The organism is Algibacter marinivivus, assembly GCF_003143755.1.
GTDB classification, from domain to species: Bacteria; Bacteroidota; Bacteroidia; order Flavobacteriales; family Flavobacteriaceae; genus Algibacter_B; species Algibacter_B marinivivus.
Window position 1 is genome coordinate 57,128 of the sequence record NZ_QFRI01000001.1, and the last position, 12,478, is coordinate 69,605.

The 12,478-nt window shown below is 31.0% G+C and carries 13 protein-coding genes; 5 read left to right on the top strand and 8 right to left on the bottom strand.

Annotation, left to right across the window (positions count from 1 at the left end; all coding sequences use genetic code 11):
* Positions 1-12: 12 nt before the first annotated feature.
* Positions 13-426, bottom strand: coding sequence for a hypothetical protein (locus DIS18_RS00265; protein ID WP_109351049.1), 414 nt, complete (start codon positions 424-426; stop codon positions 13-15).
* A gap of 378 nt (positions 427-804) precedes the next feature.
* Here DIS18_RS00265 and DIS18_RS00270 point away from each other — a divergent pair, with 378 nt between their 5' ends.
* On the top strand, positions 805-1,068 hold the full coding sequence (locus DIS18_RS00270; protein WP_109351050.1) for a DUF1456 family protein: 264 nt from the start codon (positions 805-807) through the stop codon (positions 1,066-1,068).
* A 38-nt stretch (positions 1,069-1,106) separates the two neighbouring features.
* On the opposite strand, the gene sucC is transcribed toward DIS18_RS00270, so the two are convergent.
* Positions 1,107-2,297 (bottom strand): ADP-forming succinate--CoA ligase subunit beta, encoded by a 1,191-nt coding sequence (gene sucC, locus DIS18_RS00275; RefSeq protein ID WP_109351051.1) that lies wholly within the window; start codon positions 2,295-2,297, stop codon positions 1,107-1,109.
* 199 nt (positions 2,298-2,496) lie between these two features.
* On the opposite strand from sucC, the gene lysA reads away from it, so the two are divergent.
* Together lysA and DIS18_RS00285 are read left to right on the top strand one after the other, a co-directional pair.
* A complete protein-coding gene (gene lysA, locus DIS18_RS00280; RefSeq protein WP_109351052.1) occupies positions 2,497-3,732 on the top strand; it encodes a diaminopimelate decarboxylase in 1,236 nt (411 codons plus the stop codon).
* A gap of 129 nt (positions 3,733-3,861) precedes the next feature.
* Positions 3,862-4,797, top strand: coding sequence for a sterol desaturase family protein (locus tag DIS18_RS00285; RefSeq protein ID WP_109351053.1), 936 nt, complete (start codon positions 3,862-3,864; stop codon positions 4,795-4,797).
* 82 nt (positions 4,798-4,879) lie between these two features.
* Here DIS18_RS00285 and DIS18_RS00290 read toward each other — a convergent pair whose 3' ends face one another.
* Entirely contained in the window at positions 4,880-5,884 is a 1,005-nt protein-coding gene (locus tag DIS18_RS00290) for a T9SS type A sorting domain-containing protein (protein WP_109351054.1), read from the bottom strand.
* Positions 5,885-6,109: 225 nt separating this feature from the next.
* Here DIS18_RS00290 and DIS18_RS00295 point away from each other — a divergent pair, with 225 nt between their 5' ends.
* Positions 6,110-7,288, top strand: coding sequence for an acetyltransferase domain-containing protein (locus DIS18_RS00295; RefSeq protein WP_109351055.1), 1,179 nt, complete (start codon positions 6,110-6,112; stop codon positions 7,286-7,288).
* A gap of 21 nt (positions 7,289-7,309) precedes the next feature.
* Here DIS18_RS00295 and DIS18_RS00300 read toward each other — a convergent pair whose 3' ends face one another.
* The 4 genes from DIS18_RS00300 to DIS18_RS00315 form a co-directional block, all read right to left on the bottom strand.
* A complete protein-coding gene (locus tag DIS18_RS00300) occupies positions 7,310-7,864 on the bottom strand; it encodes a hypothetical protein (RefSeq protein WP_109351056.1) in 555 nt (184 codons plus the stop codon).
* Position 7,865: 1 nt separating this feature from the next.
* Complete coding sequence (locus DIS18_RS00305) at positions 7,866-8,186, bottom strand: hypothetical protein (RefSeq protein WP_181363962.1); 321 nt, start codon at positions 8,184-8,186, stop codon at positions 7,866-7,868.
* Positions 8,187-8,195: 9 nt separating this feature from the next.
* Positions 8,196-9,599 carry a M20/M25/M40 family metallo-hydrolase gene (locus tag DIS18_RS00310; RefSeq protein ID WP_109351057.1) on the bottom strand — a complete coding sequence of 468 codons (1,404 nt, stop codon included), beginning with the start codon at positions 9,597-9,599 and terminating at the stop codon, positions 8,196-8,198.
* 209 nt (positions 9,600-9,808) lie between these two features.
* Entirely contained in the window at positions 9,809-10,660 is an 852-nt protein-coding gene (locus DIS18_RS00315) for a PPK2 family polyphosphate kinase (protein ID WP_109351058.1), read from the bottom strand.
* A 118-nt stretch (positions 10,661-10,778) separates the two neighbouring features.
* On the opposite strand from DIS18_RS00315, the gene DIS18_RS00320 reads away from it, so the two are divergent.
* The gene (locus DIS18_RS00320) at positions 10,779-11,294 is read left to right on the top strand and encodes a flavodoxin family protein (protein ID WP_109351059.1); all 516 of its coding nucleotides are present in this window, start codon (positions 10,779-10,781) and stop codon (positions 11,292-11,294) included.
* Between the two features lie 20 nt (positions 11,295-11,314).
* Here DIS18_RS00320 and DIS18_RS00325 read toward each other — a convergent pair whose 3' ends face one another.
* Entirely contained in the window at positions 11,315-12,478 is a 1,164-nt protein-coding gene (locus DIS18_RS00325) for a sigma-54-dependent transcriptional regulator (RefSeq protein WP_109351060.1), read from the bottom strand.

Here is a 12,478-nt window from a genome sequence, read left to right on the forward strand (position 1 = left end):
GAGGGATTAATTTTAATTGTATTGTGTCTTAAATATATCAATCAATACATCTGGTGGTACAATCTTATTTGGAAAGCTTTCCATTAAGTATAGCACCTTAGTTATAGACTCATGACTAAGTCCCATTCTTAAACCAAAATTATATAGCTTAATAACTCCTGCAGAATTATTATCCTCATTATGTTCTTGTTCAATATTCATTAATAAGACTAGTCTATGAAATTGAACAATACGCTCACTGTGAGATTTTAAATGAGTATATGTAACTGGGTGTTCTATTAAATATTCAAAATCTTCTCGAGAAATATCTAATTGCTTAGCAACTCCTAATAAGAAGTTATACTCAATACGCTTAATATCCTTATCGTATTTAGCGAAAGCTATCATTTCTGACAAAAGACTTAATTTTTCTACTCTGTTAATCATCTTATAGGGTTTTCGATGGGGTGAATTATTAATAGTATAAATTTACGCAGAAGAGGTATTTAATAATCGTAGATATAATGTAACTTATCGAAAAACCGCCTGTATTTAGTCGTGGATTTCATCTACTTTGTCAATTATTCTATTTTATTCAACTAAAAAATTTGCGCTTTATCATTTAACAGAACAAAATTTAATGACATGAATTCATTTTTAATTAATTGATTATCAATTGATTAAATTATTTTTTTTTGCTAAAAAAATTAATAATTAAAACAAACATTTAAGGTATCTTTACCCAAGATGATAAAACGGCTATTCTGATGAAGTTGAAAATGAAAATCGATGAAATGCACCCGTTTAACTCAATAAACTAGTACTATGACAAATAATGATATTTTAAAAAAACTAAGAGTTGCTCTAAAACTACGTGATGATGATATAGTAAAGATTCTAGAGCTAGTAGATTTCAGAATTTCTAAAAGTGAATTAGGAGCATTCTTTAGAAGAGAAGACCATCCAAAGTATATGGAATGCGGAGATCAAATTTTACGTAACTTTTTAAATGGACTTGTAATTCATCTAAGAGGCCCAATGCCTAAGAAAGATGAAATAAATAACGTAAAAAAAAAGAGCAACAAATAATTGTTGCTCTTTTTTTATTATATAGTAGTTCTTTATATTTACGATAATACTTGTTGTACTTTATCCGCAGCTTCTTGAAACTCAGTAGCACTCATCACGTCCAACCCTGAATTATCAATTAATTCTTTAGCTATATCTGCATTAGTACCTTGTAAACGAACAATAATTGGCACATTAATATTACCCATATTTTTATAAGCATCTATAACACCTTGTGCAACTCGATCACAACGAACAATTCCGCCAAAAATATTAATAAGTATAGCTTTAACTGCTGGGTCTTTCAATATAATTTTAAACGCAGCTTCAACACGTGCTGCATCTGCTGTACCTCCAACATCTAAAAAGTTAGCTGGCTCTCCTCCTGCTTGTTTAATTAAATCCATTGTTGCCATAGCCAAACCTGCTCCATTAACCATACAACCAACGTTTCCATCAAGATCAACATAATTTAAACCTAGCTCTCCCGCTTCAACCTCGATAGCGCTCTCTTCACGAACATCACGTAAATCAACATAGTTTTTATGTCTGTATAATGCATTATCATCAATAGTAACTTTAGCATCAACAGCCATAATTTTATCATCACTAGTTTTTAAAACAGGATTAATTTCAAATAATGATGAATCAGATTTCACATAAGCAGTATAAAGATTAGCAACAAATTTTGTCATTTCTTTAAAAGCCAATCCTGATAATCCTAAATTAAAAGCTACACGTCTTGCTTGAAATGGCATTAAGCCAACAGCAGGATCAATTTCTTCAGTAAAAATTAAATGCGGTGTTTCTTCGGCAACAGTTTCAATATCCATTCCTCCTTCGGTAGAATACATAATCATATTACGACCAGTACCTCTATTTAATAAAACAGACATATAAAACTCATTTGTTTCACTATCTCCTGGATAGTACACATCCTCTGCAACTAAAACTTGATGTACACGCTTACCTTCAGCAGAAGTTTGAGGTGTAATCAAATCCATGCCTATAATTTGTCCAGCAATCTCTTCAACTTCTTTTAAGTTTTTAGCAAGTTTAACACCTCCGCCTTTTCCACGTCCACCTGCATGAACTTGTGCTTTAATAACGTGCCAACTTGTTCCAGTTTCGCTTGTTAATTGCTTTGCAGCTGCTACTGCTTCTTGAGCATTTTGAGCAACTATCCCACGTTGGATACGTACTCCAAAACTGCTTAATATCTCTTTACCTTGGTATTCGTGTAAATTCATAATATAGCTTCTATTTTAAGATTCACAAATGTAAATAATAGCGCTTACTTACCCTAATATTTAATTGTGAAAACTTTGATAAATTATCTATTCAAAATACTGTGTTAAATAATTAACAAAATGTTTAATTTGTAATATTTTTTATTTATTTATTTTTTTTATTCAACAAAGAAATATCTTTGACCAAAATTGAATAAGTATGTTAGATAATCAGTTGCTTAAAATTGCACAAGATTTTGGAAGTCCAGTTTATGTATATGATGCTGGTAAAATAGAAAGTCAGTATAAAAGACTTACTAATGCCTTTAAAGGAGTTAAAAAGTTAAAACTTAACTATGCCGTTAAAGCCTTATCTAATATATCTATATTAAAGCTTTTTAAGTCTCTAGGATCTGGAATTGATACGGTTTCAATACAAGAAGTTAAATTAGGATTAGCAGCAGGATTTTCACCAGAACAAATTATTTATACACCTAATGGTGTATCGTTAAATGAAATAGAAGAAGCTGCAAAATTGGGTGTAAAAATTAATATTGATAATTTATCCATTTTAGAACAGTTTGGTACAAAACATCCTAAAATTCCTGTTTGTATTCGTATTAATCCGCATGTTATGGCTGGTGGAAATGCTAATATTTCTGTTGGGCATATTGATTCTAAATTTGGAATTTCTATACATCAAATACCACATATATTAAGGATTGTTGAAAATACTAAAATGAGAATCAATGGTATACATATGCATACTGGTAGCGATATTTTAGATATTGAAGTGTTTTTATATGCCAGTGAAATATTATTTGATACCGCTAAACAATTCAAAAATCTAGATTTTATTGATTTTGGTTCAGGATTTAAAGTACCTTACAAACAAGGTGATATTGAAACTAATATTGAAGAATTAGGAAAAAAATTATCTTCAAGGTTCAATGAATTCTGCAAAGAATATGGAAAAGAATTAACATTAGCCTTTGAACCTGGTAAGTTTTTAGTAAGTGAATCTGGTTACTTTTTAACCAAAGTAAATGCAGTAAAACAAACCACCTCAACCGTTTTTGCTCAAGTTGATTCAGGATTTAATCATTTGATACGTCCGATGCTTTATGGTTCTCATCACGATATTGTTAATATATCAAACCCAAAAGGTAGAGAACGTTTTTATACAGTTGTAGGTTATATATGTGAAACTGATACTTTCGGAAACAACAGACGAATAAATGAAATTACAGAAGAAGATATTCTGTGTTTTAAAAACGCTGGTGCATATTGTTTCTCAATGGCTAGTAATTACAACTCTAGATACAGACCTGCAGAAGTTTTATGGCATAACAATAAAGCCCATTTAATAAGAAAAAGAGAAACCTTTGAAGATATTTTAAGCAATCAAATAGAGGTTGATTTTAATTTAAAAAAAGAAGCTGCTCTAGTTAAATAATAACCGTTATCCAACTCTAAAATCTCTTTAAAGCTAATTTGTTATAAAGAGATTTTTTTTGAAATAAATTGAAGTCTATAGAAGTTTACAAATAAAATCGCTCTATTTTTGAAAAAACTACAATTATAAATGGATTTTACGAACCCTCTCGTTTATGGTGTTCCTTGTTTTCTAGGTTTCATCTTACTTGAATTAACATATAGCAAACATCATAAAGACAAAAAAGATTTATACAATTGGAAAGATTTAGCAGCAAGCCTAACTATGGGTATTGGCTCTACTATACTTGCTCCGCTTACTAAAACAATTGCAGCTATTGTACTTTTTAATTTTGTTTATGATGTTTTCAACCCAATAATTGATGGTGTTAGAACAAACATAATGGGATGGGAATCATTTGGTTACGCATGGTATATTTGGCTACTGTGTCAATTAGCAGACGATTTTAGTTACTATTGGTTTCATAGGCAAAATCATAATGTTCGTTTGTTATGGGCTGCACATATAGTACACCATTCTTCAGATAATTTTAATTTAGGTACAGCTGTTAGAAACGGATGGTTTACAATTTTTTACAAACCGTTTTTTTATATGTGGATTCCAGCAATAGGTTTTCCTCCAGAAATGTTAGTTGTTTGTTTAGGTATTGAAGCGCTGTGGCAGTTCCAACTACATTCTGTTTTTATTCCTAAAATGGGTATCATAGAAAAAGTTTTTAACACGCATACTATGCATCAAGTTCATCACGCCCAGAATATTGAATATATGGACAAAAACCATGGCGGTTTTTTAAATATTTTTGATAAAATGTTTGGTACTTGGAAAGAATTGGATGAAAACATTGATATTAAATACGGTGTGACTCATCCTCCTAACTCATACAACCCTATAGTTATACTTACACATGAGTATAAAGATATTTGGAATGATATGAAGAAATCCAAAAATTGGTATCATAAATTTATGTATGCTTTTGCGCCTCCAGGTTGGAGTCATGATGGGAGCACACTTACTATTAAACAACAACAAAAACTTTTTTTAGAAACAAAAAAACCAGAGAAGTAAATATCTCTGGTTTAATATAACTTTGATTTATTTTCGAAAAGGCATCTCTTTCTTTACGATACCAATTTTCTAAAAAGTAGTATTATTCTTTGATGAATTTACGTGATACTCTACCATTATTAGTTAAAACAGTCATTATATAAATCCCTGTATTTAATTCACTTACATTGAGGTAATTAGTATCAGCATCCTTATTAACAATTTGTCTTCCAGTAATATCATAAACTTCAATACCAATAGTTTTGATATTTTCAGACAAACTAAAGTTTAAATCATTTTTAACAGGGTTTGGGTAAATATTTAAACTAGATTTAGAAATACTCCTTTGATCAACTCCTAAAGTAACTTCAGTTAAACTTTCAGTAACTACTGTAGTATCGTTAATTAAGGACGATGTAATTGCTAGAGTTGATGTTCTAAATACCAGATCTCCAGTACTATCATCATAATAATTATAAGTTTCTTGATTTATGTTTCCATTTGCTACAGACATCGTTAAATCTTGAACTACTTTAAGACGAGTTACTGCACCACTAAAAGAAGTAACATCTGTTCCATTAACTGTTAATGTACCATAGGCATCTACTTCGCTTGTTATTGTTCCAAAAAAAGTACCATCAATAGTAAAAGGAACATAAGTAAATGTACCTGCAACATTATCGACTGTAGCTGCTGTACCATAACTTAATGGGAAAGTACCTATTAAGGCATTACCTCCTTGTGTATTATCATTGTATCTTAGAATTAAGCCTTCTCCTTCAACTCCAGTAAGAGAAATTGCTCCACTATTGTTTTCAGCAAAAACTTTTCCTGTAGTCCCATCTTTTACTGAAGTAAATACATAAGTTGTATTAGGATAATCTATTAACTCTTGAGCAGTAGGGCTAGCATAAGCATCAGTTGCATCTCCAGTTTTAGTAAGGCCAGTAAAATTCCATATTGCATTAGTACCAGAAGTACTATTATCAACAACAGTACTGATTATAGCATACTCAGAACCATTAGCGCTATCGTAGTTTGCTATGGGTGTTTGAGAAAAAGCTAAAAAATTAAATAAAGTGAATAAATAGAGTAGTTTTAGTTTCATAATATTTTTTTTATAACTTATAAAATTAAAAAAACATTAGCTAATGAACATTCTATTATAGACATAAATACTCATTTTATAGTTATGATGCTTTTTTTTCATTAAACTTATACATTACATCTCATATGCAAGGTATTTATTAGACATATTATTTGCTAAAACTTAATTCTTTATCTACTTTTAAAAAATCCCAAGTCTTTTATTTTAAAATATTCAAAAAGGCTTATGCAAGTAAAAACAAACCGCATTGAATCCATAGACATTTTAAGAGGTGTTGTTATGGTAATTATGGCATTAGACCATGTTAGAGATTATTTCCATTATGGCTCTTTTTTTTCAGATCCAACAAATTTAGAAACCACTACTCCTTTTTTATTCTTTACAAGATTTATAACACATTATTGCGCACCTGTTTTTATTTTTTTAGCAGGTACTTCTGCTTTTTTATATGGTAGTAAAAAAACAAAGCCAGAGCTGTTTAAATTTTTAATTACTAGAGGCTTTTGGTTAATTCTTCTTGCTTTTATTTTGAATAACTTTCTTTGGAAATTTGATGTTACATATGGATTTATAATACTCCAAGTTATATGGGCAATAGGGCTTTGTATGGTATTATTGTCTTTTGTAATTTACTTACCAATAAAGGCGCTTTTTACAATTGGTGTAATTTTAGTGGCAGGACACAATTTATTAGATGGCATTGTACTACAAGGAACAAGCTTTAAGTCAATAGTATGGTACATTCTTCATCAATCTCAGTTTATCAAAATTGGTGATACTATGTTTGCTTTTGTTTACCCAATTATACCTTGGTTTGGGTTAATTTGTTTTGGCTATTGTTTAGGAACACTTTACAAAAAAGGATACAACGTTGAACAAAGAAAGAAATATTTACTCAGAATTGGTATTATATTAATAGTCTTGTTTTTTTTAATAAGAGGGATAAATGTATATGGTGATTTGGTACCTTGGTCAGTTCAAGATACAACTACAAAGACAATATTATCATTTTTCAATGTTACTAAATACCCTCCTTCTTTATCTTATTTACTAATAACAATTGGTCCCGCATTACTATTCTTATATGCTATTGAAAAGGTAAAAAACAAAATAACCGATTTCTTTTTAGTGTTTGGGCGTGTTCCATTATTCTATTACTTTCTTCATATTTTAGTTATTCATATTTTAGCTATCATTGGAATATTAATTTTTGGTGGAGATTGGAAAAATATGATTCTTACAAATGAAGTATTTAGAGATGCTAAACTTATAAATTATGGATATTCGTTATTTGTTGTTTATATGGTATGGATTGGTGTTATAGCGTTGCTATATATTCCATCTAAAAAATACATGATTTACAAAGCAAATAATAAAGATAAATGGTGGTTAAGCTACCTATAATTAAAGCATTAAAAAGATTCCTTAGTCTCTTAATTTTCCTCTAAAAACTGAAACTTTTGAATTAAATGGATTTCCTGAAGCACGTCTTAGCATAACCACTTGACCGCAATGCCATAACGCATCTGATATTGGCCCATTAATAACGTTCCAAAAAGGATATTTATCATTATCAAATTTCGATAAATCTTCAGTAGCTGTTAAAATATCAGAAGCTGTTTTAAAATTTAAAAGTGTTTGTTTTCTTTTTTCCTCAAATGTCATTTTAGGGTTTTTAATAGCTTCAAAATCCTTAGAGATCGAACTCAAAATAAAGTTCGACAATCCAAATAAATGATCTACTGTTTCAGAAGATGTGCGTCCAGATTCACTTGGTTTATAATTTAAATCTTCAGGTCTTAAACCTTCTGTTGCCCAATAATATCTAAATCCTAAACCATCAACCATTCTCGCTGCAACAGTACCCTGCGTGTACGTTTCAGAATAATCAGGAATTTGATAATAAGGTAATTTTTCTTCACTTTGTGCCATAGCTAATGCTGTTAAAATTAAAGCTAATAATAAAATTGATTTTTTCATTCTATTTTGGTTCTAGTGTTATGACATAATCATAACTTTCGTTTAATAGTTTTGCTACATTATCCAAATCTTCTAGCATGCTATCTGGAATTAAAACGTAGCCTTTCATAACCGCTCCATATGATTTATATATTGAAGATTTGAATTGTTTTATATATTGTTCTTGAACATCTTTTGAAAAACGTATTCCTATTTCACCAGCTTTATTCAGTAAACCAAACATATAGCCATTAGCAGAGGTATATATCATGGATTTTCCTTTACGCTCAAACCTTGGGCACTTTTCTACTATAGCATCAAATATCTTAAGTTTTCTTCCCAATCCATTTCCTTAATTCTTAATAGTCTCTTTATTTGAAATAGGATTTACACCATATTTATCAAACAAATAAACGAGAGCCGTCATAGTAGCTGCTCCAAGTTCCAACTCACGTCTATTAACAGCATCAAAGGTATCATTACTTGCATGATGATGATCAAAATAACGCTGAGAATCTGGACGCAATCCTGCCAAAACATTTGAATCTGTTTTTAATGGACCTACATCTGCTCCACTTCCACCCTTTTCAAAATAATGAATCAAGTATGGTTTGAATAGCGGTTGCCAACTAATTACTTGATTAAAAGCAGCATCATTACAATCAAAACTAAAACCACGAGGTGTAAAGCCACCCGAATCACTTTCTAAAGCAAACACATGGTTTTCTCCTTTTCGTTTTGCTTCAGCAGCATATTTTTTCCCACCACGTAAACCATTTTCTTCATTCATAAATAATACAACTCTAATACTACGTTTTGGTGTAATACCTGATTCTTTTAATAACCTTAAAACATCCATAGACTGTACAACACCTGCACCATCATCATGAGAGCCATCGCCTAAATCCCAAGAGTCTAAATGCCCTCCAATTATCATGTATTCATTAGGAAATTCGCTTCCAGTTATTTCACCAACAACATTATAAGATTGCACATCTTTTAATTGTTTGCAACTCTGTTTAAAGTAGAATTGTATGTCACTATTCAACTTTAACATGGTACTTAATAATTCAGCATCATTAGTACTTATTGCTGCTGATGGAATACGTCTATCAACAGGTAAATTATCATAAGTCATACTTCCTGTATGAGGTAAATCATCCATTCTCAAATTCATAGAACGCACTATAACGCCAACTGCTCCATATTTTGTTGCCTCAAGCGCTCCATTATATCGTTGGTTAACACATCCTCCATAAGCTTCAAAAGTGTGAATTAAATCGGCCTGCATAGGGCGATTATAAAATACAATTTTACCTTCAACTTTTTCTGGCCCTAAGGCCTCTAATTCTTCAAAATTTTTAACCTCAATTACTTTTGCTTTTAAACCTAAAGCTGGTGTTGCAACAGAACCTCCCAAAGCGCAAATATTAACATTTGTTGTTTTTCCAGGTTCGCTTTCAATATATGCATACTCTCTTGATCCTCTAACCCACTTAGGCACCATAACTGGTTGTAACCAAACTTTATCTAAACCTAATTTTTCTAGTTCTTCTTTGGTGTAAGCCACAGCTCTTTCTGCCCCTAATGAACCTGATAGCCTACTACCAATTTGGTTGGATAAATGATTTAACCAATCATAGCTTTTTCCGTTAGTCAATGATTGTTTGTAAATGGTTTTAAGAACGTCTTTATCTGTTTGAGAAAAACTAAAAGAGAAACTTAATGCTAAAAGAATTAAAAGGGCCTTTTTCATAATTAATTACATGGTTTTACTGCCTGTGCAGGTATAATAAATAATGATTTAAAGATACTATTTCTAGTTAGTAGATAGCAAACACAACTTATAAATTTGTGTTAATACCATATAAGTAAGTGCGTTAACGATTGAACGGCATGTTTGAAATCCTTTTTGTTTTTTTACAAAAAAATTGAGTAGTGAAAGCGTGTTAAAACGCCCAAAAACTATTCTTTATTTAGTTGTTGTTTATACTGCTCTAAATTTGCTTTTATATCATCATCCAATTCTGGTTCTTTGATGTCTTTATAAGCCCTCAAAGTATCCAATATGATTTTAGCTACAATATATCTTGCTGATGGCTTATCATCGGCAGGAATGGTATACCAAGGTGCATGAGGTTTAGATGTTCTATTTATAGCATCTTCGTAACATTCTTGATATTTATCCCAAAGTTTGCGTTCTTTTAAATCGCCTGGGGAGAATTTCCAATTTTTTTCTTGTTTGTTTAAACGCCTTAAGAGTCGGTATTTTTGCTCACCTTTTGATAGGTTTAAAAAGAACTTAAAAATGAGCGTTCCATTTTCTGCTATATGCTTTTCAAAACTATTTATTTGATCAAAACGTTTGTTCCAAAAGTCTTCATTTACATCATCTACAGTGTTTACATCTGGAATATTTTCACCCATTATATAACCTGGATGTACACGCGTTACTAAAACATTTTCGTAGTGTGTTCTATTAAAAACTCCAAATTTACCTCGAGCGGGAAGCACAATATAATGACGCCACAAATAATCGTGTTTCAATTCCAATTCTGTTGGTACTTTAAAGCTATGAACTTCTACACCTCGAGCATTAAAATCTTTAAAAACTTCGCGTATTAAACTATCCTTACCTGCTGTATCCATACCTTGCAAACATACCAAAACGGCATATTTTCCATGAGCGTATAATGTGTCTTGTAACGCTCCTAATTGTCTTCTAGTGTCTTTTAGTTTCTGCTTAGCATCTTCAATAACAACTTTTGTTTGCGTGTCTTTTAAGGCAATTTTTGAGGTTACTTTGTAGTTATTCATAGTTTAAATTTTATCTGGATTAAATATATAAAAATGCTATCAATTTTATCATGCTTAACATTAATTGTTTCTATTTGAAACCATCATTTCTAATGCTTTAAAGTTGTTATTTTGTGTTATGAATAAAACGGTTATTATACAAGGAAGCTCTAGAAGCACTGGTGATACTAGTAAAGTTGTAAATTATATAGCGTCGAGAAATGCTGTTGATGTAATTGATTTATACACTAAAAATATAGGACATTATGACTATGCTTATAAAAATCAAGATGACGATTTTATTGAATTAATCACCAGTATTATTAATGCATACGATACTATAATTTTTGCTACGCCTGTATATTGGTATACCATGAGCGGTGTTATGAAAGTGTTTTTTGATAGAATTTCTGATTTAATTAGAATACATAAAGATACTGGCAGAAAATTACGTGATAAGAATATGGCTATGATAAGCACAAGCAATCATGATGATTTAATTAATGGCTTTAACATGCCTTTTGTGGAGTCTGCTAATTATTTAGGCATGACATACTTAGGTGATATACATACTAGTGTTGAAGATGATACACTAACTGAAACTATGAAATCAAGAATAGATGGTTTTATTAAACATATAAAAGAGGCTATATAAAGCATAGCCTCTTTAGTTTATTATTTTGAAGCAAATAGCTTAACATCTTGCTCGCTTACCTCTGGGCCTCCTAAAATAATTAAGCGCTCTATAACATTTCGAAGCTCTCTAATATTTCCTGTCCAATCGTATTCTTGTAAAAGTTTTATCGCCTTAGCTGAAAATGCTTTTTTAGCAGTTCCCTGTTCGTTTGCTATCTTTCCTGAGAAATGCTCAACCAATAACGGAATATCATCTCGCCTATCATTTAAAGCAGGCACTTTAACTAAAATCACTGCTAACCTATGATATAAATCTTCTCTAAAATTCCCTTCTTCAATTTCCTTTTTTAAATTCTTATTTGTTGCAGCAATTACACGAACATCTACTTTTATATCTTTATCACTTCCAACACGTTGGATTCTACTTTCTTGTAATGCACGTAATACTTTTGCTTGAGCAGAAAGACTCATATCTCCAATTTCGTCTAGAAAAATTGTACCGCCATTTGCAGCTTCAAATTTCCCAGCTCTGTCTTTATTTGCACTTGTAAAAGCACCTTTTACATGACCGAATAATTCACTTTCTATTAACTCGCTAGGTATTGCTGCACAATTAACTTCAATTAAATTACCCTTTGCACGGTCACTTTTTTCATGTAACCAATGAGCTACTAATTCTTTTCCTGTTCCGTTAGGTCCTGTAATTAAAACTCTGGCATCAGTTGGCGCAACTTTATCAATAATATCTTTAATTTGAGAAATAGCATCACTTTCTCCAATCATTTCATACTTCTTACTAACCTTCTTCTTCAGAATTTTGTTTTCTACTACAAGCTCTTTTCTATCCAAAGCATTTCTAACCGTATTTAATAACCTGTTTAAATCTGGTGGTTTTGAAATATAATCAAAAGCCCCTAAACGCATAGTGTTTACAGCGGTATCTAAGTCTCCATGACCAGAAATCATAACTATTGGTGTTTCTGGTTTTATCTTTTTAACAGCTTCTAAAACCTCTACACCATCCATCTTCGGCATTTTAATATCACAAAGAATCAAATCAAAATCATCATTCTTTATTTTTTCAATACCAGATAAACCATCTTCAGCTTCATCAACTTTATAGGCTTCATTTTCTTCTGAAAGAATTTTTACTAGCACACGTCTAATCGCTGCTTCATCTTCTATTACTAATATTTTCGACAT